Origin of the sequence: Pseudomonas sp. Z4-20, assembly GCF_051131955.1 — a bacterium.
GTDB lineage: Bacteria > Pseudomonadota > Gammaproteobacteria > Pseudomonadales > Pseudomonadaceae > Aquipseudomonas > Aquipseudomonas marvdashtae.
Map to the genome: position 1 here is coordinate 4,772,501 of NZ_CP071641.1, position 26,582 is coordinate 4,799,082.

Sequence of the window (26,582 nt, forward strand, 5' to 3'; positions counted from 1 at the left end):
GAGCGTTATCCCCCACTACCAGGCAGATTCCTAGGCATTACTCACCCGTCCGCCGCTCTCAAGAGGTGCAAGCACCTCTCTACCGCTCGACTTGCATGTGTTAGGCCTGCCGCCAGCGTTCAATCTGAGCCATGATCAAACTCTTCAGTTCAAACATCTTTGGGTTTTGAGAAAACCCTAAACTTGGCTCAGCAATCGTTGGTTACATCTTTGATTTCTCGCGGAGTAACTTGTGATGCTGATAATCTGTTGACTAGCAGTCTGACTCCACAAGCACCCACACGAATTGCTTGATTCAGTTGTTAAAGAGCGGTTGGCTGAGTCTTTCGTCTCAACCGAGGCGCGCATTCTACAGCGCCTTGTGTATCTGTCAAGCGGTTATTTTTAGAAGTTTTCAAAGTTTCCTTATCAACTTCAACCACTTGCGCTTCCGATCTCTCGTTAGCGGGAGGCGAATTCTACAGCGTTAGTCGCTGCTGTCAACACCTCTTTTTCTCCGCTTTCGACCGAAAAGATCGAACCGCCGATAGAGCCAAACAACGCCACTCTACCCGCTCCTTCCGTGCCTCGACGAACTGAAGCACGCTTACATCGAAACCTACTTAACTCGTTGAAACTCAAGGAGTTTTCCGTTTCGACTGCGCCGGAAGTGGGGCGAATTATAGACACCCAGGATTTGCCGTCAACCCTTTATTTCGCTTTTATTGCAGAAGGGACTTTCTTACCCAGCAAACGCGGGATCCGGCGCGTAACCGAAGGGAGCCTCAACACTAATAGCAAGGCTCCTATCAAGGCGTATATCGCCCACTCCTTGAGGTCCGCACGCACGATCCACAGCATATGCAGTAACCCAAGCCCTAGAATTGGATAAACCAGGCGATGCAATTTCTTCCAGCGGACACCCAGTCGCCGCTGGCTATAACGATTGGAGGTGACCGCCAACACCAGCAAACCGAGGAACCCAAGCGCCCCAACGATGATGTAAGGCCGCTTACTCAGCTCGACTCCCAACTGCGACCAGTCGAAACCTAGTATGAACGCCGCGTATCCGCTCAAATGCAGCACAACATAAGCGAAGCACCACAACCCCAACTGGCGCCTGACCGCGATCCACCCCGCCCACCCCGTCAACTTCTGCAACGGCGTCATGCTCAAGGTGACTAACAACAAAATCAGCGTCCCCAACCCGAGTCGATCCACCAGCACTTTGCCCGGGTCAGGACCCAACGCATTCATCAAGGCCTCGTAAAGCCAGAACAAAGGCCAGACCGCCACCGCGATGAAAACGCTGATTCGCCAGGCTGGAAAACGCATCAGTAGTCCTTCCTCAAATCCATCCCCGCATATAAGGAAGCGACTTCATCCTGATAGCCGTTGAACATCAATGTATCGCGGACATTGGGACGGAGCAGCCCGCTCGGCAGGCGACGTTCGCGCGCCTGGGTCCAGCGCGGATGATCGACTGTTGGATTGACGTTGGCATAGAAGCCGTACTCGTCAGACGCAATGCTTTGCCACGTGGTCTTCGGCTGCTCGCTCACCAAACTGATGCGCACAATGGACTTCACACTTTTGAAACCGTACTTCCACGGAACCACCAACCGCAGGGGCGCGCCGTTCTGGTTCGGCAACTCCCGCCCGTACATCCCCACCGCCAGGATAGCCAACGGGTTCATTGCCTCATCCAATCGCAGGCCTTCCACGTAAGGCCAGTCGATCAACGCGAAGCCTGAACGCTGGCCGGGCATGCTCTTGGGATCCTGCAGGGTTTCGAAGCGAATGTACTTGGCGCTGGATGTAGGCTCGACTTGCTTGAGCAATGCGGAGATGGGGAAGCCGACCCAAGGAATAACCATCGACCAGGCCTCGACACAGCGCAGTCGGTAAATCCGCTCCTCCAACTGATAAGGCTTCATGAAGTCCTCCAACCCATAGCGCCCTGGCTTGCTTACCTCACCGTCCACAACCACGCTCCAGGGCTCGGTTTGCAGCGACCCAGCGTTGGCCGCCGGGTCCCCCTTATCGGTTCCGAACTCATAGAAGTTGTTGTAGTGGGTGGCATCCTTGAACGGCGTGATAGGCTCATCCTTGACCGTCACAGCGCCCCATTGGGTAGAAGTAAGTTTCTCGGCTAACCAGGACGGCGCCTTGCCGGGCTCGACATCGGCATAACGCGCCGCATCGGCAGCGCTGGCCCACTGCGGCAAGCTGCTCACGGCGAGACCCGCCATGGTTGCACCGAGCATCTGGCGACGGGAAAGATAGATCGATTCAGGCGTGACGTCAGACTCGCGACAGTCGGACGACTTGGGGATCTTGATTAGCATGACAACTCCGCAGCATTGGAGGGCAGATGCACCAATAGACTGCGGAGTATGGGTGAAATTACATTAAGGCAACATTTAGCGTCGGCGAAGACGCAGCAAATATTGCACCGGGCCGGAAGCCGCATAGGCGAGGAATACCAACAACAAGATACGCGGTGGATCACTGAATACCACGGCAAAGACCAACACCACCGCCAGGATCGCCACGAACGGCACGCGCCCCTTGAGATCGAGCTCCTTGAAGCTGTTGTACTTGATGTTACTGACCATCAGCATCCCCGCCGCCGCGACCAATAAAGCCACCAGGAAGGACATCTTCGACCCCTGGATGCCAAAATCGCTGAATGCCCAGACCACCCCCGCCACGACACCCGCCGCCGCCGGACTGGCAAGACCAATGAAGTAACGCTTGTCGGCGGTGCCGACCTGGGTGTTGAAACGCGCCAGGCGCAGTGCAGCACCGGCGACATAGATGAAGGCAACCATCCAGCCGACCTTGCCCATGTCGCCCAGGGCCCAACCAAACGCCAGCAAGGCCGGGGCGACACCGAACGCAACCATGTCGGACAGCGAATCGTATTCGGCGCCAAATGCGCTCTGGGTGTTGGTCATGCGGGCCACGCGCCCGTCCAGGCCATCAAGCACCATGGCGACAAATATCGCAATGGCGGCGAACGCGAAGTAACGGCTCGCCCCTGCGCTGTCACCAGCGCTCAAGGCGGCCTGGGCGCTCATGGAACTGATGATGGAATAGAAACCGGCGAACAGGTTCGCGGTGGTGAACAGGTTCGGCAGCAGATAGATGCCACGATGCCGGACCTTACGGCCTTCAGCGTCATGGCCTTCTTCGACATGCTCGTCGATAGGCAACAGGCTTTCGGCGTCAGGAGCCTGGTTCGGCTCGTCGGGACGTTCGCTCATGGACAATACCTTGCAACGGTGTGAAAAATTCGACAGGTGCCTGGGCCGACGGTTCGGCCGCAAACGATGCAGCTTTATACCAGAAGCCGATGCCCAAACGAAAAAACGCGGCCTGGGCCGCGTTTCTTCAAACAACCTCGCGACTCAGTTCTTGGCTTTGTCGACGATCTTGTTGGCACCGATCCACGGCATCATGGAGCGCAGTTGCTCACCAATGATTTCGATGCCGTGAGCGGCGTTGTTGCGACGCTTGGCGGTCATCGAAGGATAGCCGGTGGCGCCTTCGCTGATGAACATCTTGGCGTATTCGCCGTCCTGAATGCGTTTCAGGGCGTTGCGCATCGCCTGGCGGGACTCGGCGTTGATGACTTCCGGACCGGTCACGTACTCGCCGTATTCGGCGTTGTTGGAGATCGAGTAGTTCATGTTGGCGATACCGCCTTCGTACATGAGGTCGACGATGAGCTTCAGTTCGTGCAGGCACTCGAAGTAAGCCATTTCTGGCGCGTAGCCCGCTTCGACCAGGGTTTCGAAACCGGCCTTGACCAGCTCGACGGTACCACCGCACAGAACGGCTTGTTCGCCGAACAGGTCGGTTTCAGTCTCGTCTTTGAAAGTGGTTTCGATGATGCCGGTACGACCGCCACCGACACCGGCAGCGTAGGACAAGGCTACATTCTTGGCGTTGCCCGAGGCGTCCTGGTAGATCGCGATCAGGTCAGGGATACCGCCGCCCTTGACGAACTCGGAACGTACGGTGTGGCCCGGAGCTTTCGGCGCGATCATGATCACGTCGAGGTCGGCACGTGGCACGACTTGGTTGTAGTGGATCGCGAAGCCGTGGGAGAAGGCCAGGGTGGCGCCCTTCTTGATGTTCGGCTCGATTTCGTTCTCGTACAGGGCGGACTGGAACTCGTCCGGGGTCAGGATCATGACCAGGTCGGCAGCGGCAACGGCAGAGGCCACGTCGGTGACTTTCAGGCCATGGGCCTCGGCCTTGGCAACGGTGGCCGAGCCTTTACGCAGGCCGACAGTCACGTCAACGCCGGAATCCTTCAGGTTGCACGCCTGGGCGTGACCTTGGGAACCGTAGCCGATGATGGCGACTTTCTTGCCCTGGATGATCGACAGGTCGCAGTCTTTATCGTAGAAAACTTTCATGAATTTCCCCTATATCCGGCCGTTCAGGCCATTCGCTAATTTGGTTTATTAGATGCTCAGTACTTTGTCGCCACGGGCAATCCCGGTGACGCCACTGCGTACGGTTTCGAGAATCGAGGCAGTGCCGATCGATTGGATGAAGCTGTCGAGCTTGTCGCTGGTACCGGTCAGTTGAACGGTATAGACGCTGGCGCTGACATCGACGATCTGCCCACGATAAATATCGGTAGTACGTTTGATCTCGGCGCGTTGGGCGCCGGTGGCCTTGACCTTGACCAGCATCAGTTCACGCTCGATGTGAGCGCTTTCCGACAGGTCCACCAGCTTGACCACCTCGATCAGCTTGTTCAGGTTCTTGGTGATCTGCTCGATGACCTCATCGTGACCTACGGTGGTCAACGTCAGGCGCGACAAGGTCGGGTCCTCCGTCGGTGCCACGGTCAGGCTTTCGATGTTGTAGTTGCGCTGCGAGAACAGACCCACAACACGAGACAGCGCACCCGGTTCGTTTTCCAGAAGCAAGGAAATAATGTGTCGCATGATTAGGTACGCTCCGTCTTGCTCAGCCACATATCACGCATGGAGCCGTCTTTGATCTGCATCGGGTAGACGTGCTCGCTGGTATCGACCTTGATGTCGAGGAATACCAGGCGATCCTTCATCGCAAATGCTTCTTCAAGCCCGGATTTCAAATCTTTCAGGTCGGTGATACGGATACCCACGTGACCATAGGCTTCGACCAGCTTGACGAAGTCCGGCAACGATTCCATGTAGGAATGCGAATGACGACTGCCGTAGCTCATGTCCTGCCACTGGCGAACCATTCCCAGCACACCGTTGTTCAGGTTGACGATTTTCACTGGCAAACCGTACTGCAGGCAGGTCGACAGTTCCTGGATATTCATCTGGATGCTGCCTTCGCCCGTGACGCAGGCGACATCGCTGTCCGGAAAGCTCAACTTCACGCCCATGGCCGCCGGGAAGCCGAAGCCCATGGTGCCCAGGCCGCCGGAGTTGATCCAACGGTTGGGTTTGTTGAACTTGTAATATTGCGCCGCGAACATCTGGTGCTGACCCACGTCGGAGGTCACGAAGGCATCGCCATTGGTCACTTCGCACAGGGTCTCGATGACGGTTTGCGGCTTGATCACGCTGCCGTCGCCCTTGTCGTAAGGGAACAGGCCTCGATCGCCACGCCACTCATCAACCTGCTTCCACCAGGCGGCTACGGACTCCTTGTTCGGGGCCTCGCCGATTTCCTTGAGGATGGCGACCATCTCGGTCAGGACGCTCTCTACCGGACCGACAATCGGCACATCTGCCTTGATGGTCTTGGAGATCGACGCCGGGTCGATGTCGATGTGGATGATCTTGGCATTCGGGCAGAATTTCGCCGGGCCGTTGATGACACGGTCATCGAAGCGCGCGCCAACCGCCAGGATCACATCGGCATGGTGCATCGCCAGGTTGGCGGTGTAGCTGCCATGCATGCCGAGCATACCGATGAACTGACGATCGGTGCCCGGGTAGGCGCCAAGCCCCATCAGCGTGTTGGTGACCGGCAGGTTGAGCATCTTTGCCAACTCGGTCAGCGGCGCGGAGCCACCGCCGAGAATTACACCACCACCGGCATAAAGCACGGGGCGCTTGGCCGCCAGGAGCATTTCTGCAGCCTTGCGGATTTGCCCCGAGTGACCACGTACGGCCGGGCTGTAAGAGCGCAGCTTGGCTTTTTTCGGGTAGATGTATTCGAACTTCTCGGCCGGGTTGGTCATGTCTTTCGGCACGTCGACCACGACCGGGCCTGGTCGACCGGACTCGGCCAGGTAGAAAGCTTTCTTCATGACTTCCGGGATTTCCGACGCATGCTTGATCATGAAGCTGTGCTTCACGATTGGCCGGGAGATACCGATCATGTCGGTTTCCTGGAACGCGTCGGTACCCACCATGGTGCTAGGCACCTGGCCGGAAATGATCACCATGGGAATCGAGTCCATGTAGGCCGTGGCAATACCGGTAATAGCGTTCGTGGCGCCAGGGCCGGATGTCACCAGAACCACGCCGGCCTTGCCGGTGGCACGGGCGTAGCCGTCAGCCATGTGGGTGGCCGCTTGCTCATGACGAACCAGGATGTGGGTCACTTCCGGTTCTTTGAACAGGGCATCGTAGACATGAAGAAGAGCACCGCCGGGGTACCCATAGATATATTTGACGCCTTCGTCACGCAAGAAGCGGACGAGCATCTCACCGCCAGATAAAAGCTCCACGTTGTTCACCTCTAAAACGCCAGAATACCGACCCACGAAAAGGGGACGGGTCTTAATAGGTTTACTTCTCGGCAGAGCATGAGCGACGGTGGTCGCCGACTACGTCAGCACTGACTGAGCAAGTATTGGGATCGTCCCAAGTGTTGCGGGCCTTTCCCACCCAGCGCGAGGTAACGCGTTGCGGGTGTAACAGGTCGGCGCGGATGTGCGCCTCATGATCTGCCGAGTGGGTCTGCTTCTGGCAGTCCCTCTACAGCGGACTTTGGATTCTTCTGTTTCGCCCTCTGCAAGTCAAGTCGTCAATGTGCTTTATTGAAGTAAGCACATGAGAACGCAAGAAAAAACCTTTAAACGGCTACTCTGTTAGCTTCAATTGCGCAACCCAGGACAAGGAAACAGCATGCGAATGATGTTATTGATGGCCAGCCTGCTGGTTGGCCTGAGCTCGATGAGCATGGCCGGCCAGATCTATAAATGGGTGGATAACCAAGGCGTTACGCACTTTGGCGCCCAGCCGCCCGAAGGGGTGCAGGCCACGACGGTGGGCAAATCTTCCCCTCCGGCGCCCAAACCACCGGCGCCCGCGTCGGGCGGGGTAATCGGCGACCAGAAAGCCATCGACCAACAGGTGAAACAGCAAGTCGAGGAACAGGAAGCCCAACTCAAGGCGTTCTGCGAGCAAGCCCGGACCAACCTGGCGCAACTGCAGAACAACCCCAGGGTGCGGGAGGACGTGGAAGGCGAAATGCGCCGCCTCACTGATGAAGAACGGCGCCAGCGCATCGATGAGACCCGTACCCAGGTCGAAGAACACTGCCAATAAAGGCAGTCAGCTGGCGTCACTGATCAACTGGTCGAACTGCGCCAACAGTCGCTGCAATTCGACGCCCTGCCCTGGCCGCTGCGCATAGACCATTTCCGCCATGGCCAGGATGCCTGAGGCATTGGGCAGCGGCAGGTCGTTTTCGAGGATAGCCTTCATCCGCGGCAAGAAGATCCATTGCAGCCATTGCTCGAAGTCCAAGGTATCGACCGCGAACGGCTCGACACTCGCCAGCGCCTCGGCCGAGGGGGAAACATCGCTCCACCAACCCTGGACACGCAGTTCACGCTCAATCAGCAGCAATTGATCGGCGATCTGGGGAAAACGCACGTCCATCAGAGTGAAACCTTGGCCTTCTGGCGAGCCAATGCCGCGCCTGCGGAATCGCCTTGCTTCTCGCGAGCCTGGGCAATCAGCTCCCAAAGACTTGCCTGAAGTGCCGGGCGACCGCTGGAGAATGTCAGGCCGCGACGGGCCAGTTGTTCGGCTTGCGGCGCATCACCCTGGGCCATGCGCACCTGCGCCAGTCGATAAAGGACCTGAGGTTCGCGCGGCGCTACACGCTGGGCGCGCTCGAGGCTGGAAGATGCACCATTGAGGTCACCTCCGGCCTGCTGCTGTTGAGCGGTGGTCAACAGTGCCAACACCGGGCCGTCCAGTTGCTCATCGGCTGACAAACCACCCGAACTGGCCGAAGGAATGCTGCTCGGCGTCGACGGCATGTTGTAGCTGCCCTGGTCGATCGGCGAGGTTTCGATAGGCCCCGGCGTGATAGGGCCTGGGGTAATCGGCGCGCTGCTGATCGGCGCCGAAGTTGTCGCACCGCCACCGGGCACCATCACCACGACACCCGTGTCGCCTTGCGGGATCGCCTGCGTCTGGCCCTGCACTGGCCGCTTCACCGTCGTTTGACGGAAACCACCGTTGGCCGAGACGCGCTCGCTATTGGACACGGCGGTGCCGGAGTCGACAACCGGAATCGAACCGCGCTGTACGGTAGAGCAGCCACTGAGCAAAGCCACGGCGGTTACCGCTGGAATCAACCACTTATTCACTTGAAACCCTCTTTGCTTAATTCATCCAATCCTTGACCCAATCCATCACCGATTCGGCGGGATTCTGACCGCCGCATGCTGGGCCGGGCGGCGGTTCGCTGCCGCGAATATACGGCATCTGGACGGCGCCCGGGCAATTGGCGTCGGAACCTTGTCCGGTGCGCGAATCGACCCAGGCCTGGACGATGTTGTCCGGCTGCGGCATATCCAGCGGCAACGGATCGGCCTTGCGCATGAAACTGGTCCACACCTGCAACGCACCGGTGGCGCCGGTGAACGGCGTCTTGCCGTTATCGTCGCGTCCAAGCCAGACCACCGCCAGCAAATCCTGGCTGAACCCGGCGAACCAACTGTCGCGCGAATCGTTACTGGTGCCGGTCTTGCCCGCCAGCGTCAGGGTTCGCGGAAGCACGTTGTAGACCGAGCTGCCGGTGCCTTCACGCATGACGCGCTGCATGGCGCTCTGGATCAGGTAAATGGAAGCAGGATCGAAGCGCTGCTGGACCTGGAACGGATATCGCTTGAGTGGCTCGCCGTCAGCGGTGAGCACACTGCGAATACCGCGCATCGGGGTATTGAAGCCGCCGTTGGCCAGGGTCTGGTACATGGCGGCCACTTCAATCGGAGTCAGGCCGCCGGCCCCCAACAGCATCGATGGGAACGCCGGGAACTCGCGAGTCACCCCCAGGCGCGCCAAGGTCTTGAGCACGTTTGGCACGCCAACTTCCAGCCCGAGCCGAGCGGTCGAGAGGTTGTACGAATGCGCCAGTCCCTGATACAGGAACACCGTTCCGTGGGGACGACGATCATAGTTTTGTGGCGTCCAGACCTGACCGTCCGCGCCCTTGATCGAGAATGACTCGTCGGACAGCCAACTGGTCAGCGTGTATTGGCTCGGTTTTTCCAGGGCGGTCAGATAAACCGCCGGCTTGATCAACGAGCCGATCGGGCGCACGGCGTCCAATGCCCGGTTGAAGCCAGCATAACTGGCCTGTCGGCTGCCGATCATCGCCTGGACTTCGCCGGTTTCCGGGTTGGTCACCACCATGGCGGCTTCGACTTCATCGGAGCCCTTGCGCCCCGCCAATCGCTTGAAGGTATCGTTGACCGAAGCCTCGGCCTTCATCTGCAGGATCGGGTCGAAACTGGTGAAGATCCGCAGGCCTTCTTCGGTCAAGTCTTCGTCACGGTAGTCTTCGCGCAGCTGACGCTTGACCAGGTCCATGAAACCGGGAAACGAGCTGTCCGCCAGGCTGCCGCGCTTGGTCACGCCCAGCGGCATCTTTTTCGCTGCCTCGACCTGCTCGGCTGTCGCCACGCCTTGTTGCTGCAACAGGTCGAGCACCAGGTTGCGTCGCTCGAGGGCACGTTCCGGATTGCGACGCGGGTTGTAGGAAGATGGCCCCTTGACCATGCCGACCAGCAACGCCACCTGGTGCAGCTTGAGCTCGGACAGCGGCTGGCTGAAGAAGAACTGGCTGGCCAGGCCGAAACCGTGCACCGCGCGCTGGCCGTCCTGGCCGACGAACACTTCATTGAGGTAAGCCTCGAGAATTTCCGGCTTGCTGTAGTGCAGCTCCAGCAACAGCGCCATCATGGCTTCGGTCAGCTTTCGCGTCAGGCTGCGCTCGTTGGTCAGGTAGAAGTTCTTGACCAGCTGTTGCGTCAGCGTACTACCGCCCTGGCGCATGTGGCCGGCGGACGTATTGACCCAGACAGCCCGCGCAATCGACTTGGGCGATACGCCAAAGTGATGATAGAAATCCCGGTCCTCGACAGCGATCAGGGTCTCGAGCAAGAACGGCGGCACCTGGTCGATCTTGATCAGGATCCGGTCTTCGAGGTTCTTGGGGTACAAGCCGCCAATCAATAGCGGCTCAAGGCGCACCACGGACAGCTTGGCGTTGTTGGCGCCGGTCAACGCCGCCACGTAGTCGCCGGAGAAGCGCACCCGCACTGGTTGCGCCTGCTCCATCCCTTCATAAAACTGGAAGCCGCGAGTGTTGAGGTCGACGGTATTGCCATTGATCGAGGCCGCGCCCGGGCCATTGGCAACGCTTTCACGGCGATAACCCAAAGCATCAAGTTCGGTCAGGAAATCATCCCGGCTCAGCTTTTGTCCGACAAACAGCTCCAGCGGCCGAGCGTAGACCTTGGCCGGTATGGTCCAGCGCTTGCCGGAGAATTTCTCCTGGACCACGGCGTCAAGGTAAACGGCAAAACCGGCGAGCACGACGAGGCCCACCAGGCCGAGTTTAAGGGCCCAGCCCAGCCAAGGCCGCAAGCGGCTGGCGGGTGGTTTTTTAGGGGTGCGGGGGGATCGGGTACGAGTCATGGCGGCGGATTATACGCACTTTGCTGCGCTTCAACATGAGCCCAACCACACAGGTCATCCGGTTTGCGTTAGCGCCGCTTGCCGCCATAATGACGGCCTTGAATTTTTCCAGACTCTGAAGGATCGCCCGTGAGCCAATCACTGATCGCTGCCCTGCAAAACCCCGCCCTTTTCACGCATCCCGTCGAAGGGTTCCAGGTCATCGAGACCCATATTTCCTGGGTATTGCTCACGGGGCCCTACGCTTACAAATTCAAGAAGCCGGTCAACTTCGGCTTCCTTGATTTCACCAGCCTCGAGGCACGCAAGCATTTCTGTGACGAAGAGTTGCGCCTGAACCAGCGCTTGACCCAGGATCTGTACCTGGAAGTGCTGCCTATTGCCGGCAGCGCCGAAGCGCCAAGCCTGGGCGGTGACGGCCCGGCCATCGAATACGCCCTGAAGATGCGTCAGTTCCCACAGAGTCAATTGCTCAGCACGCTGCAGGCCAACGGCGAGCTGACCACTGCGCATATCGACGAAATGGCCGCGCAGATTGCCCAGTTCCACCTCTCGACGCCCAAGGTGCCCACCGATAACGCCGCAGGTACACCGGACAGCGTCATGGCGCCGGTGCGACAGAACTTCGAACAGATCCGTCCATTCCTCAGCGACAAGGCAGACCTGCTGCAACTTGAAGCCCTGCAAGCCTGGGCCGAAAGCAGCTTCGAACGCCTCAAGCCGCTGCTGGCACAGCGCAAGACCGAAGGCTTCACCCGTGAATGCCACGGCGACATCCATCTGGGCAACATCACCCTGATCGACAGCAACGTGGTGATTTTCGATTGCATCGAATTCAACGAGCCATTCCGCTTCACTGACGTCTACGCCGACACCGCCTTCCTGGCGATGGACTTGGAAGACCGGGGCCTCAAGTCGTTGGCGCGGCGGTTCGTCAGCCAGTATCTGGAACTGACAGGCGATTACCGGGGCCTGGAGCTGCTCAACTTCTATAAAGCCTACCGCGCCCTGGTCCGCGCCAAGGTCGCGCTGTTCAGCATGCCCGCCGAAGCCGACCCGGTACAACGCGCAACCACCCTGCGCCAATACCGCAACTACGCCAACCTGGCCGAAAGCTACAGCACCATTCCATCGCGCTTCCTTGCGATTACCCACGGCATTTCGGCCGTCGGTAAAAGCCACGTTGCAATGCGCCTGGTAGAGGCACTGGGTGCGATTCGCCTGCGCTCGGACGTGGAGCGCAAGCGCCTGTTCGGTGAGCAGCAAGTACCGAACGACCCACAAGCCGGCATTTATAGCAGCGATGCCAGCGGCGCCACGTACAACCGCCTGCATGAAATTGCCGATTCGATCCTGCACGCCGGTTTCCCGGTGGTGATCGACGCCACCTACCTCAAGCATGATCAGCGCGACGCCGCAGCCAAAATCGCCGAAGGCACGGGCGCGCCGTTCCTGATCCTCGATTGCGACGCGCCGCAAGCGGTGATCGAAAGCAGGCTCGCCCAGCGCCAAGCCGACCAGAATGATCCATCCGACGCAAACCTTGGCGTCATCGCCTCCCAGCAGGCCAGCCGCGAAGCCCTGACGCCAGCTGAAATCCTCTGCAGCAAACGGGTCCAAACCAACGAAAGTGGTACCTTGGATGTCGTGGTTGCGCAGATTCGCCAACGCTTGCCGGGTCTGTAAGCAACTATTTCAGCCGTGAAGCGACGCCCGGCTTCACGGCTATTAAGTGATGGCACTATACTGGCGTCATAAAACCATCAGGTGATCTGACATGAGTCATCCCAAGCTTCTCGACACCCCGCTTTATGCCTTGCTGCGTAAGGATGATATTGCCGGCTTCAACAGTGAACGTCCTCAAGGCCCGGTGGACATGCGCGGCGGCGATTTTCGCGGCCTCGACCTGCGGGAACTGAACGCAGACGACGTGGATTTCACTGACGCCTACTTCCGCTCCGCCGATTTGCGCGGCATCGACTTTCGCAAGTCGTCACTTGAAGGGGCGAGCCTCGCTCACGCGCAGATTTCCGGTGCCTACTTTCCGCCCGAGCTGTCCGCCGACGAGATCCTGATGTCGATGAATTTCGGCACGCGCCTGCGCTACCGCACCCGCTGAACTAGCGGCACCCCGTGCCCTAGCAAGAAACAATCTCCAGCGCTCCCGCCCGCGCTGGAGGATGGCTTTTGCCGTCATCCTGACCATCGTGCGTAATGCATTAGAAGCTTTTGCGCCGCATCCCACCAAAGAATCACGCTTTTCCTACTGAGCGCTACACTCCTGAGAAGCTTGCCCACTGCACCAGTCGGCCGTTCGCAAGGAGGCTCGATGAATGACGAACTGCAACATCTAAAGAACCTGGGCAAGACATCAGCCCAGTGGCTGCACGCCGCCGGCATTCACAGCGCCTCGGACCTACGTCGGCTCGGTGCGGTGGACGCCTATCGCGCCGTTCGCACTCGCGGCTTCCGCGCTTCCAAAGTATTGCTGTACGCCATCGAGGGCGCGCTGATGGACATGCATTGGAACGATATTCCCCCTGAGCGCAAGGAAGCCCTTAATAAACAGCTGGACGCCCTGGCGGCGCGCCACAAAGCCTGACCATTTTTGTACCCATGCGCAGTGTTGCAGCCAAAGATTTCGAGAAATCGGAAAACAGTGTTTGACATGGTAATGAGAATCGCTATGATTAGCACATCCGGTCGCGAGACTGGTCGATATTTGAACAGCCCTTGGTTCGGACTCTCAGATATCTCCTCATCAGGCTAATCACGGTTATTTGACCCGGCTTTTGCCGGGTCTTTTTTTGCCCGCAAGAATCACTTTTCCTGCTGTTCGCGCATCTGAGCGCAATAATCCTGAGGGGGCGTAGCCGGGGTGTACCACACGTAATCCGCCATGGCCGCCGTGACCTCACTACCCTCCTCGGCCAGCATCAGGACGACGGGGGCGTCGCTGCCCCCCAGATCAAGCACATGCAACGGCACGCCGACATCCCTTCTGGCGTGCCAGGCGCCAGTGAGCAACAACGCCGGTGTCGGCGCCTCAAGCAATCGCTCGGCCATGCGCCGGTCACGCTGCTGCTGGACAGCCAACATCGCCGGCATTTGCGATTCCGGCAGCAGGTCACAGTGGGATTCGCGGATTTGCTCCAGCAGCACGGTTCTCACAGCGGCCGTATTGGCATGAACACCGCTCAAGGCGGGAGCCCGGCGATAGACCTGTCGGATTTCATCGTTATCAAGATTGGCAGCCAATACCGGATAAGGCTGCGCCAGGGCGAACTCGACGACTGGCCCATACAGGCTCCAATCCCAACCCGGCGACCAATCCAGTGCCTCGGGCAGATCCTCAGGCAAGGCCGGTAACCGGCGAACCGCGTCCACCCGCGGCTGCTGGCGCGGCGTGAGCATTTCCAAGAGCAAGCTGCCTTGGGCACGCTGGTCGGCCAAGGCCTTGAGCAACCAACCTTGCAGCGCATGGTGGTCACGATTGTCGTGCTGCTCCCCCAGCACCACCCGATGAGCCACTGCCAGCCGTTCAACCAGCATTTGTGGTGTGACGAATTGGTCGTTTTGCAAATCGCGGATCCGCCCGTCAACCGCTGGCGGTGCAACCGTTTGACACGCCGCCAACAGACTCAAAGCCAGGACAAGCAACAGGCGCATCGGCGTTCTCCAGGTAACCTCAGCGGGCAATGATCAATGGATGCCCGCGCTCAGGATGAGATTGCACCAACACGTCCAGGCCAAACACCGCTTTGAGCGGCTCCGGGCGCAGCACGTGCCGGGGCGTGTCCAGGGCCACCGGACGGCCCGAGGCGAGCAGTAACAGGCGATCGCAGTAGCGCGCCGCCAGGTTCAGGTCATGCAGGATGACCAACACCGCCGCGCCGCGACCGGCAAACTCACGCACCGCTTGCAAGATGGTGTGCTGATGCAGCGGATCGAGCATCGAGGTCGGTTCGTCCAGCAACAAGGTCTGCCCCGCTTCTCCTGGCCATAACTGCGCCAGCACGCGCGCCAGGTGCACCCGCTGGCGCTCGCCGCCAGACAGGTTCAGGTAGTTGCGGCCTTGCAAATGCGCAGCGTCGGCGGCCTGCAATGCCGACTCGACGATTTGCGCGTCACGCACCTGGCCGCTCTGATGAGGCAGACGCCCCATGCCGACCACTTCTTCTACACGGAACGCAAAATCCAGCGTCGAGGACTGTGGCAACACGGCCAGGCGCCGGGCACGCTCGGTACCGTCCCATTGGGCCAAAGGCCGGTCATCCAGCCAAACCTCTCCCTGGGCCGGGCGCAACTCGCCGCAGAGCCCGGCGAGCAAAGTGCTTTTACCCGCACCGTTGGGGCCGAGCACGCCCAGCACCTGGCCGGGAATGAGTTCCAGGTCGACCTGCGCCAATACCGTTTGCCGACCACGATGAATGTGCAAGTCCTGCGCTCGCAACATCAGGCGCGCCCTCGCAACAGGAGATAAAGAAAGAACGGCGCCCCTATGAAAGCCGTGACGATGCCAATCGGCAACTCCGCGGGAGATAACGCCAGGCGCGCCACGAGGTCGGCAAACAACAGCAGGCTCGCGCCGGCCAGCACAGAGGCGGGTAACAGGATGCGATGGTCGGGCCCGGCCATCAGCCGCACCAGATGCGGCACCACCAACCCGACAAAGCCGATCATTCCAGCCGCCGCGACCGCTGCCCCAACGCCCAATGCCGTGCAGAACACCAACTCCCGCTTGAGCCGTTCGACATCAATGCCCAGGTGCGCGGCTTCAGACTCGCCGAGCAGCAATGCATTGAGCGCCCGCGCTCGACGTGGCAACCAGATCGCCACGCCCGCGCTGACCAGCAGCAAAGGCCATAACCGCGCATAGCTGGCCCCGTTCAAGCTGCCCAGGTTCCAGAATGTCAGGGTCCGCAACGTCGCATCGTCCGCCAGGTAAGTGAACAAGCCGACCGCCGAGCCGGACAGCGCGGTCAGGGCAATACCCGCCAGAAGCATGGTGGCGACATGCGTCTGGCCGTTGCGCCGACCAAGGCGATAGACCAGTGCCGTCACCCCGAGGCCGCCAATAAACGCAAACAACGACAACACGTAGGGCCCCAACGCTTCGGGCAACCCACCCAGCGCCGAGCCACCGACAATCGCAAAAGCGGCACCCAGCGCCGCGCCGCTGGATACGCCCACCAGCCCCGGATCGGCCAGGGGATTGCGAAACAGCCCTTGCATCGCCACGCCGGAAAGCGCCAATACACCGCCCACCGCCAGCCCCAGCAAGGTGCGCGGCAGGCGAATCTGGCCAAGGATCAGCTCGGCCTGCTCCAGCCCATCGGCGTCAACCGGCAGTCCCAACAGGCGCAAGGCGACACGCGCGGTATCGAACAGGGGCAAGCTCACCGGCCCCAAGGCCAGGGACAGCCAGGTCGCCAACAGACACAGCAGTCCCAGGCCGATGAACAACGCGCGCGGCTTGAGCAATGTCGTCATGGCTTCTTGGCCGGGTAGAACCCGTTCGTCAACGCCTCCAGGCTTTGCGGCAATCTCGGGCCTAATCCGCCGACCAGCAGCGTAGGATCCAGCGCCATGACGCGCCCGTCTTTGGCGGCCCGGGTCGAAGATAGGATTGGGTTTTCCTTGAACAGCGCCACGCGGGCTTCTTCTCCGCTCAAGGCACGATCAGCGAACACCAGCACTTCAGGATTCAGGCTGGCCAAGGTTTCCAGGGAGAAAGGTTTGTAACCGCTGTGGGTCGCCAGGTTCTGACCGCCGGCCTGTTGCAGCAGCCAATCGGCGGCGGTGTCCTTGCCAGCGATCAGCGTCTTGCCGCCAGCATTGCCCACCAGCAGCAATACGCCCGGCGACTTTTGCTTGAGCCGGGCTTCGTTTAACCGGGCGCCGTGCTCGGCGAGTTGCTGTTCATAACCCCCGAACAAGGCCGCGGCCTTGGCCTCGGCGCCCAATAATTGTCCCAAGTGCCGCAAATTGGCTTGCAGCGCCGCCAGGCTCGGCGCCGCCGAGAACAGTTCGACTTGCACGCCCGCGCTGCGGATTTGCGCCAGCACCGGAGACGGCCCCATTTCTTCAGTACCCACCAGGATCTGCGGACGCAAGCTCAGCACGCCCTCCGCCGAGAGCTGTCGCTGATAGCCAATACTGGGAAGCGCCCGCAACGATTCGGGATGTTGGCTGGTGGTGTCCACCCCCACCAGTTTCGATTCCCCGCCGAGCGCACTGACCCACTCCGACAAGGCACCGCCAGCGCTTACCCAGCGTTGCGGCAGATCGGCAGCCAGCGCTTGCTGGCCGGCGAGCAGGACGAGACAGAGCGCAGCAACGCGAACATTCAGGCGCATCAGGCAGCTTCCTTAGGGATGTTTTTCGCAGGGCTGAACATGGAACCCTTCGGACCCAGTATCCTGTCACCTGCGAAGGAGGCGCCATTTGATAATTGTTTTCATTTGACCGTCAAGCGCGGACACTTCCCGACACATCCAAATCGAGCGAGCCCGCTCACCGTTCGAGAACGCCATGAAATTTCTGTGTGCCGCCGCCGAGCTGCCCGACAACGGCAGTCGCGGCTTCGACATCGAGGGGCGCAAGCTGCTGGCCGTGCGCCGTGCAGGCCAGGCCTACGTCTATTTGAATCGATGCCCGCATCGCGGCGTGCCATTGGAATGGCAACCCGACCAGTTCCTCGACACCAGCGCCAGCCTGATCCAATGCGCTATCCATGGCGCGCTGTTTCTGATCGAAAGCGGCGAATGCGTCGCGGGGCCCTGTGCAGGCCAATTCCTCGCGGCGCTAGAAAGTCGGGAGGACAATCAAGGCCTCTGGGTCGACCTGTAGCGGTTCCAACAGCACCGGAAGCCGGCAATCCACCCACATCTGCTGCGGCGTCAAGGTCACGCCATAAGCCAGTACTTCCACCCCTGCTGCCACCGCCTCGCGCAACGCGGCGGCATAGACAGGATCGATTTCCTGCGCCGGGCGCACCGCGTCGATGCCGCTCAGGTTCACGCAATACAACTGCACGGCGCGCACGCCTTGCCGGGCCAGACAGGCAAGCTCCCTCAGGTGCTTGGCTCCGCGCAGTGTCACCGCATCGGGAAACGCCGCCACGTTTGTACCGTCGAAACCCAGGGTGACGCTCTTGACCTCGACCCAGGCCGAGCTGTGATCAGCGTAGTCCAGTCGAAAGTCGATACGACTGTTTTCCACGCCGTAGGCGACTTCCCGCTTCAAGCCGGTAAAACCGTTCAGTTCGCGGATGACACCGGCGCGCAGCGCTTCCTCGATCAGGGCGTTGGCCCGCGCCGTATTAATGCAGGCCAACCGTCCCTGTGGGGTTTCGCCGATCTCCCAGGTGCCGGGCAACTTGCGCTTGGGATCGCTGGAGCGGCTGAACCAGACGCGCGCACCCTCGGCCATGCAATTGAGCATCGAACCGGTGTTAGGGCAGTGAATCGTCATCACTTCGCCGTGAACGGTCTCGATATCGGCCAAAAAACGCTTGTAACGTCGAATCAGCCGTCCTTCTTCCAAATCAGGAGAGAAACGCATCAGCCTTGCCAGCTCCGTAATCCACGTCCAATTCGCTCCACTGCTTCCTGAAGCCGCGGCAGGCTTTGGGTATAGGCGAAACGCACATGGTGGCCGGCCTGATGGCGACCGAAATCCAGTCCCGGCGTGAACGCCACGTGTTCGGTTTCAAGAAAATGCTGGCAGAACGCAAAGGCATCGCCGCCGAATGCACTGATGTCGGCGTACAGGTAAAACGCGCCCTGGGGCTCGACCGCAATGCCGAACCCCAACTCACGCAAGGCGGGCAGCAGGAAGTCGCGGCGCCGCGTGAACTCGGCCCGACGCTGCTCGAAAATCTCGATGGTTGCCGGCTCGAAGCAGGCCAGAGCCGCGTACTGGGCCATGCTCGGCGCACTGATGTAGAGGTTCTGCGCGAGTTTCTCCAGCTCACCGACAGCGGCCGAAGGAGCCACCAGCCAACCGAGCCGCCAACCGGTCATGCCGAAATACTTGGAAAAACTATTGAGGACAAATGCGTCGTCATCGACTTCCAGCACGCTGGCGGCATCGGTGCCGTAGGTCAGGCCGTGATAGATCTCATCCACCACCAGATGGCCGTTGCGCGCCTTGATGGTCTTCGACAGACCGCCCATTTCATCGCGACTGAGGATCGTCCCGGTCGGATTGGCCGGCGATGCCACCAATGCCCCCACGCTGTCCTGGTCCCAATGGCGATCCACCAGGTCCGGGGTCAATTGATAGCGCACGTCCGGCCCTACCGGCACCAGTTGCGCCGCGCCTTCGATCAAGCGCAGGAAGTGGCGGTTGCACGGATAGCCCGGGTCGGCCAACAGCCAATGCTTGCCTGGATCCACCAGCAAGGCGCTGGTCAGCAGCAACGCGCCAGAACCTCCCGGGGTGACCAGGACGCGCCGGGCATCGATGTCCACGCCGTAGCGCTGAGCATAAAAACCGGCGATCGCCTCGCGCAGTTCGGGAATGCCGCGCGCAGCGGTGTAACGGGTCTTGCCCGCTGACAGGGCGGCCTGGCCGGCACGGATGATCGGCTCGGCGGTGGTGAAGTCCGGCTCGCCGATTTCCAAGTGAATGACATCGTGCCCGGCGGCCTGCAATTCGTTGGCGCGCGCCAGCAGCGCCATGACATGGAAAGGTTCGATGGCACGGCTGCGTGCACTGTAGGGCTGGGCCATTAGCCTTCCTTCGCCTGAAAAGAACCGATTCTACCCAACTCCGGAACCGGTGCGGGAACGAGCGCGAATCGAAAGCGGTCCTAGCCCGTAGATCGCTGGAAATGGTTCCGGCGATTGGCCCAGGCTTGACTAGAATCAAGCATTGAGCAGGATTGCATCCCCACCGACGCGAACCCGGCCACGTTTTACAGGGCCCGGCCGCTGCAGGCTCGACAACCGGGAGTAGCGCGGCCCGATTTGATCTGGTAAGTTCGCCCGCTTGCAGCCGCAGGGCCGGCAGGTGTCGGTGATGGAGCAATCCTGCGTAGTGGATTACAAGAGTAGAGGCGGTCCATTCATGCCCACCCAAGCAAAGCAGAATCAAAATCAGTCGCTCAGCGGGTTTGAGCCGTATATCCCACAACCGGGCGAAGAGTACATGGGCGCCCCGATGCGCGCGCACTTCACCAAGATCCTGAATAAGTGGAAACAGGACTTGATGCAGGAAGTCGACCGCACCGTGGACCATATGAAGGACGACGCTGCCAACTTCCCCGACCCGGCCGACCGTGCCAGCCAGGAAGAAGAATTCAGCCTCGAACTGCGTGCCCGTGACCGTGAACGCAAGCTGATCAAGAAAATCGACAAGACGTTGCAATTGATCGAAGACGAAGAGTATGGCTGGTGCGAGTCGTGCGGCGTCGAGATCGGCGTCAAGCGACTGGAAGCACGTCCGACCGCTGACATGTGCGTCGACTGCAAGACCCTAGCGGAAATCAAGGAAAAACAGGTCGGCAAATAATCGCCGGGGCTGTCATTGAAACGGAGCGTTCATACGCTCCGTTTTTTGTTTCCGACGTTTCGCCAGCAGGCAAAACCCGGTCGGGGACAATCAGATCGCAAAATGTGTATTTCTACCGGCTTGGACTCAGTAACCTGCGCCCTATGACCATTACCGCCTCCTATATCGGGCGCTTCGCCCCCACCCCAAGCGGCCACCTGCATTTCGGCTCGCTGGTCGCCGCGCTGGCCTCGTACCTCGACGCCCGGGCGGTGGGCGGGCGCTGGTTGTTGCGCATGGAGGACCTTGATCCGCCAAGGGAAGAACCCGGCGCGCAAGTGGCAATCCTCAAGGCGCTGGAAAGCTACGGCTTTGAATGGGACGGCGAAATGGTGCGCCAGAGCGACCGCCATGAAACCTACCAGCAGGTTATCGATCGTTTGTTCAGCCAAGGCCTGGCCTACGCCTGTACCTGTTCGCGCAAGCAACTGGAACCGTATCAAGGCATTTACCCGGGCCTTTGCCGTAACGCCGGCCACGATACCGAGGACGCGGCCATCCGCCTGCGCGTCCCCGAGCTCGAATATCATTTCATCGACCGGGTCCAGGGCGAGTTCCGCCAGCACCTGGGTCGCGAAGCCGGTGACTTCGTGATCCGCCGTCGCGACGGACTCTATGCCTACCAGTTGGCCGTGGTGCTGGACGATGCCTGGCAGGGGGTCACCGATATCGTGCGGGGCGCCGATCTGCTGGACTCCACGCCGCGCCAGCTCTACCTGCAAGAGCTGCTCGGATTGCCGCAACCGCGCTACCTGCACGTGCCGTTGATTACCCAGCCGGACGGGCACAAGCTCGGCAAAAGCTACCGCTCGCCACCGCTGGCCGCCGATCAGGCCGCGCCGCTGCTGTTGCGAGCATTAAGGGCGCTGGGCCAACAACCGCCTTGCGAGATGGACGACGCCAACCCTCGGGAGCTGCTGGATTGGGGCTCGCGTCACTGGGATGCGACGCTGATCCCACGCACGCTGACCTTGCCCGAAGCGCAAATACGTTGACGGCCCTTGCAGCTTGGCGCCCATCCGTTACCATCGCCGCACGTTTTCGGGCACGCGCATAAACAAGAGAGGCCGGGATGTACATCTATCGCTTGGTCCTGCTCCTGGTAGTGGGGATCTACCTGTTCTCCCCGGCCATCATGGATTGGTGGATCGACGCCACGGGCGCCTGGTATCGGCCGTATCTGCTCTGGCTGATCCTGATCGTCGTGACCTTCATCCTGCAGAGCCAAAAAGATGCCGATGAGCTTTAGCCTGACCCAGATGATCCTGATCAGCGCCGCCTACCTGGCGGTGCTGTTCGGCGTGGCCTGGATCAGCGAACGAGGCATGATCCCCCGGGCAATCATCCGCCATCCGCTGACCTACACCCTGTCGCTGGGCGTGTATGCCAGCGCTTGGGCGTTCTATGGCACGGTTGGCCTGGCCTATCAGTACGGCTACGGTTTTCTGTCCAGCTACCTCGGGGTCTCCGGTGCGTTCCTGCTGGCACCGGTGCTGCTTTATCCGATCCTGAAAATCACCCGCACCTACCAGCTCTCATCGCTGGCCGACCTGTTCGCCTTTCGTTTCCGCAGCACCTGGGCCGGCGCACTGACCACCATTTTCATGCTGGTCGGCGTCTTGCCGCTGCTGGCCCTGCAAATGCAGGCCGTGGCTGACTCAATCAGTATCCTGACCCGCGAACCGGTGCAGCATCGCGTGGCGTTGAGCTTCTGCGTCCTGATCATCCTGTTCACGATCTTCTTCGGCTCCCGGCACATCGCTACCCGGGAAAAGCACGAAGGCCTGGTGTTCGCGATCGCCTTTGAGTCGGTGATCAAGCTGATCGCCATCGGCGGTGTCGGCCTCTATGCCTTGTATGGTGTGTTCGACGGTCCGCAGCAGCTTGAGCTCTGGCTGCTGCAGAACCAGACCGCCCTCGCCGCCTTGCACACGCCCTTGCAAGAAGGCCCATGGCGCACACTGCTGCTGGTGTTCTTCGCTTCGGCGATCGTGATGCCGCACATGTACCACATGACCTTTACCGAAAACCTCAACCCGCGCTCGCTGGTCAGCGCAAGCTGGGGCCTGCCGCTGTTCCTCCTGTTGATGAGCCTGGCCGTGCCGCTGATTCTCTGGGCCGGGCTGAAGCTGGGCGCCAGTACCAACCCGGAATACTTCACCCTGGGCATCGGCATCGCCGCCAACAACAAGGCCTTGGCCTTGCTGGCCTATATAGGCGGCCTGTCGGCGGCCAGCGGATTGATCATCGTGACCACGCTGGCGCTGTCGGGCATGGCCCTCAATCATCTGGTGCTGCCGCTGTACCAGCCTCCGGCGGAGGGAAATATCTACCGCTGGCTGAAATGGACTCGTCGGGCGTTGATCGTCGCGATCATCATGGCTGGCTACGGCTTCTACCTGATGCTGGGCGACGGGCAGGACCTGGCTAACCTGGGCATCGTCGCGTTCGTCGCAACCTTGCAGTTCCTGCCAGGCGTACTGTCGGTGCTGTATTGGCCAACCGCCAACCGTCGAGGCTTTATCGCCGGGCTGTTGGCGGGGATCCTGGTTTGGCTGGTCGCCATGCTGTTGCCGCTGCTCGGCAACCTGCAAGGTTTCTATATTCCGCTGCTGAACATGATCTACGTGCTCGACGACACCAGCTGGCACATGGCAGCCATCGCCTCGCTGGCGGCGAACGTGCTGATGTTTACCCTGATTTCACTGTTCACCAACGCCAGCAGTGAAGAAGCCAGCGCCGCCGAAGCCTGCGCGGTGGATAACGTGCGCCGCCCGCAACGCCGCGAATTGCATGCCGCCTCACCCCAGGAGTTCGCCACGCAACTGGCCAAGCCCCTGGGCGCCAAGGCCGCGCAAAAGGAAGTCGAACAGGCCCTGCGCGACCTTTACCTGCCATTCGATGAACGCCGCCCCTACGCCTTGCGCCGCTTGCGCGATCGGATCGAAGCCAACCTGTCCGGCCTGATGGGCCCCAGCGTGGCCCAGGACATGGTCGAGACCTTCCTGCCTTATAAGGCGGGCGGCGAAAACTACGTGACCGAAGACATCCACTTCATCGAAAGCCGCCTCGAGGACTACCATTCGCGCCTCACCGGCCTGGCTGCCGAACTGGATGCCCTGCGCCGCTATCACCGCCAGACCCTGCAGGAGCTGCCGATGGGCGTCTGCTCCTTGGCCAAGGATCAGGAGATCCTCATGTGGAACAGGGCCATGGAAGAGCTGACCGGAATCGCCGCCCAGCGCGTGGTCGGCTCGCGCTTGAGCACCTTGGGCGAGCCGTGGAAAGGCCTGCTGCAAGGCTTCATCGACCTGCCCGACGAACACCTGCATAAACAACACCTGGCGCTCGACGGCCAGACCCGTTGGCTCAATTTGCACAAGGCAGCCATCGACGAGCCGTTGGCGCCCGGTAACAGCGGTTTGGTGCTGCTGGTTGAAGACCTGACCGACACCCAGATGCTCGAAGACAAGCTGGTCCACTCCGAGCGGCTGGCCAGCATCGGTCGACTGGCCGCCGGCGTCGCCCACGAAATCGGCAATCCGATCACTGGCATCGCCTGCCTGGCCCAGAACCTGCGCGAAGAGCGCGAGGACGACGGCGAACTGACGGAAATCAGCGGGCAGATCCTTGAGCAGACCAAGCGGGTCTCGCGCATCGTCCAGTCCTTGATGAGTTTCGCCCATGCCGGCGGCCACCAGCACAACGACGAACCGGTCTGCCTGGCCGAAGTGGCCCAGGACGCCATCGGCCTGCTGGCGCTCAACCGACGCAATTTCGAAGTCCAGTTTTTCAACCTGTGCGATCCGGATCATTGGGTCGATGGCGATCCTCAGCGGCTCGCCCAGGTGCTGATCAACCTGTTGTCCAACGCGCGCGACGCTTCACCGGCCGGCAGTGCGGTGCGCGTCAAGAGCGAAGCTTTCGAACATACGGTCGACCTGATCGTCGAAGACGAAGGCAGCGGTATCCCACAGAACATCATGGATCGATTGTTCGAACCTTTCTTCACCACCAAGGATCCTGGCGAGGGCACCGGTCTGGGCCTCGCACTGGTCTATTCCATCGTTGAAGAGCATTATGGACAAATCACCATCGACAGCCCGGCCGATGTTCAGAGCCAGCGCGGCACCCGTATCCGGGTAACCTTGCCACGTCATGTCGAAGCGACGTCCGCTGTGAACTGAGACCGTCGAGAGAATCGAATCAATGCCGCACATTTTGATCGTCGAAGACGAAACAATTATCCGCTCCGCCTTGCGCCGCCTGCTGGAACGCAACCAGTACCAGGTCAGCGAAGCCGGTTCTGTGCAGGAAGCACAAGAGCGCTTCAGCATTCCAACGTTTGACTTGATCGTCAGCGACCTGCGCCTGCCCGGCGCCCCCGGCACCGAACTGATCAAGCTCGGCCAGGGCACGCCCGTGCTGATCATGACCAGTTACGCCAGCCTGCGCTCGGCGGTCGACTCCATGAAAATGGGGGCCGTGGACTACATCGCCAAACCGTTCGACCACGACGAAATGCTCCAGGCCGTGGCCCGCATCCTGCGCGATCGGCAAACGGCGATCAGCCAGCCCTCCGAACCGACGAACGGCAAGGCGGCTCCAGGCAAGGCAGGCGCCAGCAACAGTAACGGTGAAATCGGCATCATCGGTTCTTGCCCGCCCATGCAGGACCTTTACGGCAAGATCCGCAAAGTGGCACCGACCGACTCCAACGTCTTGATCCAGGGCGAGTCAGGTACTGGCAAGGAGCTGGTGGCCAGGGCGCTGCATAATCTTTCCCGTCGGGCCAAGGCACCGATGATTTCGGTGAACTGCGCAGCCATTCCGGAAAGCCTGATCGAGTCCGAGCTGTTCGGCCATGAAAAAGGTGCGTTCACTGGCGCCAGCGCCGGACGCGCCGGCCTGGTGGAAGCGGCGGATGGCGGCACGCTGTTCCTCGATGAAATTGGTGAACTGCCGCTGGAAGCCCAGGCGCGATTGCTGCGGGTGCTCCAGGAGGGCGAAATCCGCCGGGTCGGTTCGGTCCAGTCGCAAAAGGTCGATGTACGCCTGATCGCGGCGACCCACCGGGACCTCAAGAGCTTGGCGAAAATCGGCCAGTTCCGGGAAGACTTGTATTACCGGCTGCACGTGATCGCCCTGAAGCTGCCGCCCCTGCGCGAACGCGGCGCGGACGTCAACGAAATCGCCAGTGCCTTTCTTGCCCGTCAGAGCGCGCGCGTCAACCGCACCGACCTGAAATTCGCCCCGGACGCCGAGCAGGCCATTCGTCACTACGCCTGGCCTGGTAACGTGCGTGAACTGGAAAACGCTGTGGAGCGAGCGGTAATCCTATGCGAAAGTCCGGAAATTTCCGCTGACCTGCTGGGTATCGACATTGAATTGAGCGACCTGGACGATGACGAGTTCATCGGTCTCGCACCTCAGCAAGGCGGTGCGAACAACAACAGCCACGAGCCCACCGAAGACCTGTCACTGGAAGACTACTTCCAGCATTTCGTCCTGGAACACCAGGATCACATGACCGAGACCGAGCTGGCTCGCAAGCTGGGCGTGAGTCGCAAATGCCTGTGGGAACGCCGCCAACGCCTGGGCATACCACGGCGCAAGACCGGGGTCGCCAGCGAAAGCTGATGCGCGGGTAACACCGCCGAATGTGAAAAAACTGTTACCGCAGCTTTTTCACGTAACAGAAGCCGGGGTTTACGGTAACGAAACCCCGGCTTTTTTTCGCCCTGAAAAAACCGGCATAACCATAGAACCTCCGGTTTCTCTGGGCCTGACAAAAGTTGGCACGCACCCTGCTATAGCTTTGGTACAAGAACAATAACAAGCAATGCACAAGACAATAAAAATAAGACGAATCGACTCACGCACAATAAAAACAAGACGGCGAGAGGCGCAGCTAACTGATTCTTTTGGAGAGGCGTTGTATTTGGGGCTTGCCCCGCAACCAGGCCGAGAACAATAAAAACTGTCTCAAGACAGGTGCCTGAACTGGTTGGATCGATAGATCACTGCAACACAGCGACCAAAGCAATCCGTTTGCTCTTGGCTCCCGATTGGGAGGGTCACGAAGGGAAAACTTCGTGGCGCGGGCACTCAACAAAAACAAGAAGCCCGAAACCA

At 60.3% G+C, this 26,582-nt stretch carries 25 protein-coding genes and 1 rRNA gene (1 of these 26 cut by a window edge); 10 read left to right on the forward strand and 16 right to left on the reverse strand.

Annotated elements, in window-relative coordinates:
* The 7 genes from J3P82_RS21905 to J3P82_RS21935 form a co-directional block, all read right to left on the reverse strand.
* Positions 1–151: ribosomal RNA gene (locus J3P82_RS21905) — 16S ribosomal RNA — on the reverse strand; it reaches 1,386 nt to the left of the window's first position.
* 539 nt (positions 152–690) lie between these two features.
* Positions 691–1,314, reverse strand: coding sequence for a protein-methionine-sulfoxide reductase heme-binding subunit MsrQ (msrQ, locus tag J3P82_RS21910; protein WP_434558645.1), 624 nt, complete (start codon positions 1,312–1,314; stop codon positions 691–693).
* On the reverse strand, positions 1,314–2,327 hold the full coding sequence (gene msrP, locus J3P82_RS21915) for a protein-methionine-sulfoxide reductase catalytic subunit MsrP (protein WP_434558646.1): 1,014 nt from the start codon (positions 2,325–2,327) through the stop codon (positions 1,314–1,316). The genes msrQ and msrP overlap by 1 nt, the downstream gene beginning before the upstream one ends.
* 75 nt (positions 2,328–2,402) lie before the next feature.
* A complete protein-coding gene (gene pssA, locus J3P82_RS21920) occupies positions 2,403–3,248 on the reverse strand; it encodes a CDP-diacylglycerol--serine O-phosphatidyltransferase (RefSeq protein ID WP_186613151.1) in 846 nt (281 codons plus the stop codon).
* A 144-nt stretch (positions 3,249–3,392) separates the two neighbouring features.
* Positions 3,393–4,409 (reverse strand): ketol-acid reductoisomerase, encoded by a 1,017-nt coding sequence (ilvC, locus tag J3P82_RS21925; RefSeq protein ID WP_434558647.1) that lies wholly within the window; start codon positions 4,407–4,409, stop codon positions 3,393–3,395.
* Positions 4,410–4,457: 48 nt separating this feature from the next.
* A complete protein-coding gene (gene ilvN / locus J3P82_RS21930; RefSeq protein WP_003176102.1) occupies positions 4,458–4,949 on the reverse strand; it encodes an acetolactate synthase small subunit in 492 nt (163 codons plus the stop codon).
* A gap of 2 nt (positions 4,950–4,951) precedes the next feature.
* Positions 4,952–6,676 carry an acetolactate synthase 3 large subunit gene (locus J3P82_RS21935; protein ID WP_434558648.1) on the reverse strand — a complete coding sequence of 575 codons (1,725 nt, stop codon included), beginning with the start codon at positions 6,674–6,676 and terminating at the stop codon, positions 4,952–4,954.
* A 400-nt stretch (positions 6,677–7,076) separates the two neighbouring features.
* Between J3P82_RS21935 and J3P82_RS21940 the strand changes: the two genes are divergently transcribed.
* Positions 7,077–7,499, forward strand: coding sequence for a DUF4124 domain-containing protein (locus J3P82_RS21940; protein WP_434558649.1), 423 nt, complete (start codon positions 7,077–7,079; stop codon positions 7,497–7,499).
* Positions 7,500–7,505: 6 nt separating this feature from the next.
* On the opposite strand, the gene J3P82_RS21945 is transcribed toward J3P82_RS21940, so the two are convergent.
* From J3P82_RS21945 to mrcB, 3 genes are read right to left on the reverse strand one after another with little or no spacing between them, the layout of a single operon-like run.
* Complete coding sequence (locus tag J3P82_RS21945; protein WP_434558650.1) at positions 7,506–7,835, reverse strand: YqcC family protein; 330 nt, start codon at positions 7,833–7,835, stop codon at positions 7,506–7,508.
* Complete coding sequence (locus tag J3P82_RS21950; RefSeq protein WP_186613142.1) at positions 7,835–8,554, reverse strand: hypothetical protein; 720 nt, start codon at positions 8,552–8,554, stop codon at positions 7,835–7,837. Before J3P82_RS21950 ends, J3P82_RS21945 begins: the two co-directional genes overlap by 1 nt.
* Before the next feature lie 16 nt (positions 8,555–8,570).
* Positions 8,571–10,889 carry a penicillin-binding protein 1B gene (gene mrcB, locus J3P82_RS21955; protein WP_186613140.1) on the reverse strand — a complete coding sequence of 773 codons (2,319 nt, stop codon included), beginning with the start codon at positions 10,887–10,889 and terminating at the stop codon, positions 8,571–8,573.
* A 129-nt stretch (positions 10,890–11,018) separates the two neighbouring features.
* On the opposite strand from mrcB, the gene J3P82_RS21960 reads away from it, so the two are divergent.
* The 3 genes from J3P82_RS21960 (at position 11,019) to J3P82_RS21970 (ending at position 13,491) form a co-directional block, all read left to right on the forward strand.
* Complete coding sequence (locus J3P82_RS21960; protein ID WP_434558651.1) at positions 11,019–12,575, forward strand: AAA family ATPase; 1,557 nt, start codon at positions 11,019–11,021, stop codon at positions 12,573–12,575.
* Between the two features lie 91 nt (positions 12,576–12,666).
* Positions 12,667–13,008, forward strand: a complete 342-nt coding sequence (locus J3P82_RS21965) for a pentapeptide repeat-containing protein (RefSeq protein ID WP_434558652.1) — start codon at positions 12,667–12,669, stop codon at positions 13,006–13,008.
* 210 nt (positions 13,009–13,218) lie between these two features.
* Positions 13,219–13,491: a TfoX/Sxy family protein gene (locus tag J3P82_RS21970; RefSeq protein ID WP_186641519.1), complete on the forward strand. Its 273-nt coding sequence runs from the start codon at positions 13,219–13,221 to the stop codon at positions 13,489–13,491.
* Positions 13,492–13,709: 218 nt separating this feature from the next.
* Here J3P82_RS21970 and J3P82_RS21975 read toward each other — a convergent pair whose 3' ends face one another.
* Genes J3P82_RS21975 through J3P82_RS21990 form a run of 4 tightly spaced genes read right to left on the reverse strand, consistent with a single transcriptional unit; the run spans position 13,710 to position 17,248 of the window.
* Positions 13,710–14,558 carry a ChaN family lipoprotein gene (locus J3P82_RS21975; protein ID WP_434558653.1) on the reverse strand — a complete coding sequence of 283 codons (849 nt, stop codon included), beginning with the start codon at positions 14,556–14,558 and terminating at the stop codon, positions 13,710–13,712.
* Positions 14,559–14,577: 19 nt separating this feature from the next.
* The gene (locus J3P82_RS21980) at positions 14,578–15,345 is read right to left on the reverse strand and encodes a heme ABC transporter ATP-binding protein (RefSeq protein WP_434558654.1); all 768 of its coding nucleotides are present in this window, start codon (positions 15,343–15,345) and stop codon (positions 14,578–14,580) included.
* A complete protein-coding gene (locus J3P82_RS21985; RefSeq protein ID WP_434563929.1) occupies positions 15,345–16,328 on the reverse strand; it encodes a FecCD family ABC transporter permease in 984 nt (327 codons plus the stop codon). The genes J3P82_RS21980 and J3P82_RS21985 overlap by 1 nt, the downstream gene beginning before the upstream one ends.
* Before the next feature lie 50 nt (positions 16,329–16,378).
* Positions 16,379–17,248: a heme/hemin ABC transporter substrate-binding protein gene (locus J3P82_RS21990; RefSeq protein ID WP_434558655.1), complete on the reverse strand. Its 870-nt coding sequence runs from the start codon at positions 17,246–17,248 to the stop codon at positions 16,379–16,381.
* A gap of 175 nt (positions 17,249–17,423) precedes the next feature.
* On the opposite strand from J3P82_RS21990, the gene J3P82_RS21995 reads away from it, so the two are divergent.
* Positions 17,424–17,741 carry a Rieske (2Fe-2S) protein gene (locus tag J3P82_RS21995; RefSeq protein WP_434558656.1) on the forward strand — a complete coding sequence of 106 codons (318 nt, stop codon included), beginning with the start codon at positions 17,424–17,426 and terminating at the stop codon, positions 17,739–17,741.
* Here J3P82_RS21995 and sfsA read toward each other — a convergent pair.
* Together sfsA and J3P82_RS22005 are read right to left on the reverse strand one after the other, a co-directional pair.
* Positions 17,697–18,455: a DNA/RNA nuclease SfsA gene (gene sfsA / locus J3P82_RS22000; RefSeq protein ID WP_434558657.1), complete on the reverse strand. Its 759-nt coding sequence runs from the start codon at positions 18,453–18,455 to the stop codon at positions 17,697–17,699. The genes J3P82_RS21995 and sfsA overlap by 45 nt on opposite strands.
* The gene (locus J3P82_RS22005; protein WP_434558658.1) at positions 18,455–19,627 is read right to left on the reverse strand and encodes a pyridoxal phosphate-dependent aminotransferase; all 1,173 of its coding nucleotides are present in this window, start codon (positions 19,625–19,627) and stop codon (positions 18,455–18,457) included. Before J3P82_RS22005 ends, sfsA begins: the two co-directional genes overlap by 1 nt.
* A gap of 337 nt (positions 19,628–19,964) precedes the next feature.
* On the opposite strand from J3P82_RS22005, the gene dksA reads away from it, so the two are divergent.
* The 5 genes from dksA (at position 19,965) to J3P82_RS22030 (ending at position 26,087) form a co-directional block, all read left to right on the forward strand.
* Positions 19,965–20,408 (forward strand): RNA polymerase-binding protein DksA, encoded by a 444-nt coding sequence (gene dksA, locus J3P82_RS22010; RefSeq protein ID WP_434558659.1) that lies wholly within the window; start codon positions 19,965–19,967, stop codon positions 20,406–20,408.
* A gap of 149 nt (positions 20,409–20,557) precedes the next feature.
* A complete protein-coding gene (gene gluQRS, locus J3P82_RS22015; protein ID WP_434563931.1) occupies positions 20,558–21,442 on the forward strand; it encodes a tRNA glutamyl-Q(34) synthetase GluQRS in 885 nt (294 codons plus the stop codon).
* A gap of 77 nt (positions 21,443–21,519) precedes the next feature.
* Positions 21,520–21,696 (forward strand): hypothetical protein, encoded by a 177-nt coding sequence (locus J3P82_RS22020; RefSeq protein WP_003176118.1) that lies wholly within the window; start codon positions 21,520–21,522, stop codon positions 21,694–21,696.
* Positions 21,680–24,634 carry a sensor histidine kinase gene (locus tag J3P82_RS22025; RefSeq protein WP_434558660.1) on the forward strand — a complete coding sequence of 985 codons (2,955 nt, stop codon included), beginning with the start codon at positions 21,680–21,682 and terminating at the stop codon, positions 24,632–24,634. The genes J3P82_RS22020 and J3P82_RS22025 overlap by 17 nt, the downstream gene beginning before the upstream one ends.
* A gap of 22 nt (positions 24,635–24,656) precedes the next feature.
* Complete coding sequence (locus J3P82_RS22030; RefSeq protein ID WP_434558661.1) at positions 24,657–26,087, forward strand: sigma-54-dependent transcriptional regulator; 1,431 nt, start codon at positions 24,657–24,659, stop codon at positions 26,085–26,087.
* Positions 26,088–26,582 lie beyond the last annotated feature (495 nt).

What these genes read in the sequence shown, in the direction of transcription:
- msrP (WP_434558646.1), bottom strand. Translation starts at nt 2,327, where the DNA reads ATGCTAATCAAGATCCCCAAGTCGTCCGACTGTCGCGAGTCTGACGTC.
- sfsA (WP_434558657.1), bottom strand. Translation starts at nt 18,455, where the DNA reads ATGCGTTTCTCTCCTGATTTGGAAGAAGGACGGCTGATTCGACGTTAC.
- J3P82_RS21980 (WP_434558654.1), bottom strand. Translation starts at nt 15,345, where the DNA reads ATGTTGCGAGCGCAGGACTTGCACATTCATCGTGGTCGGCAAACGGTA.
- mrcB (WP_186613140.1), bottom strand. Translation starts at nt 10,889, where the DNA reads ATGACTCGTACCCGATCCCCCCGCACCCCTAAAAAACCACCCGCCAGC.
- J3P82_RS21970 (WP_186641519.1), top strand. Translation starts at nt 13,219, where the DNA reads ATGAATGACGAACTGCAACATCTAAAGAACCTGGGCAAGACATCAGCC.
- J3P82_RS21965 (WP_434558652.1), top strand. Translation starts at nt 12,667, where the DNA reads ATGAGTCATCCCAAGCTTCTCGACACCCCGCTTTATGCCTTGCTGCGT.
- J3P82_RS22005 (WP_434558658.1), bottom strand. Translation starts at nt 19,627, where the DNA reads ATGGCCCAGCCCTACAGTGCACGCAGCCGTGCCATCGAACCTTTCCAT.
- J3P82_RS22025 (WP_434558660.1), top strand. Translation starts at nt 21,680, where the DNA reads ATGCCGATGAGCTTTAGCCTGACCCAGATGATCCTGATCAGCGCCGCC.
- pssA (WP_186613151.1), bottom strand. Translation starts at nt 3,248, where the DNA reads ATGAGCGAACGTCCCGACGAGCCGAACCAGGCTCCTGACGCCGAAAGC.
- J3P82_RS22020 (WP_003176118.1), top strand. Translation starts at nt 21,520, where the DNA reads ATGTACATCTATCGCTTGGTCCTGCTCCTGGTAGTGGGGATCTACCTG.
- J3P82_RS21975 (WP_434558653.1), bottom strand. Translation starts at nt 14,558, where the DNA reads ATGCGCCTGTTGCTTGTCCTGGCTTTGAGTCTGTTGGCGGCGTGTCAA.
- ilvC (WP_434558647.1), bottom strand. Translation starts at nt 4,409, where the DNA reads ATGAAAGTTTTCTACGATAAAGACTGCGACCTGTCGATCATCCAGGGC.
- J3P82_RS22030 (WP_434558661.1), top strand. Translation starts at nt 24,657, where the DNA reads ATGCCGCACATTTTGATCGTCGAAGACGAAACAATTATCCGCTCCGCC.
- J3P82_RS21945 (WP_434558650.1), bottom strand. Translation starts at nt 7,835, where the DNA reads ATGGACGTGCGTTTTCCCCAGATCGCCGATCAATTGCTGCTGATTGAG.
- dksA (WP_434558659.1), top strand. Translation starts at nt 19,965, where the DNA reads ATGCCCACCCAAGCAAAGCAGAATCAAAATCAGTCGCTCAGCGGGTTT.
- ilvN (WP_003176102.1), bottom strand. Translation starts at nt 4,949, where the DNA reads ATGCGACACATTATTTCCTTGCTTCTGGAAAACGAACCGGGTGCGCTG.
- J3P82_RS21990 (WP_434558655.1), bottom strand. Translation starts at nt 17,248, where the DNA reads ATGCGCCTGAATGTTCGCGTTGCTGCGCTCTGTCTCGTCCTGCTCGCC.
- J3P82_RS21940 (WP_434558649.1), top strand. Translation starts at nt 7,077, where the DNA reads ATGCGAATGATGTTATTGATGGCCAGCCTGCTGGTTGGCCTGAGCTCG.
- J3P82_RS21995 (WP_434558656.1), top strand. Translation starts at nt 17,424, where the DNA reads ATGAAATTTCTGTGTGCCGCCGCCGAGCTGCCCGACAACGGCAGTCGC.
- msrQ (WP_434558645.1), bottom strand. Translation starts at nt 1,314, where the DNA reads ATGCGTTTTCCAGCCTGGCGAATCAGCGTTTTCATCGCGGTGGCGGTC.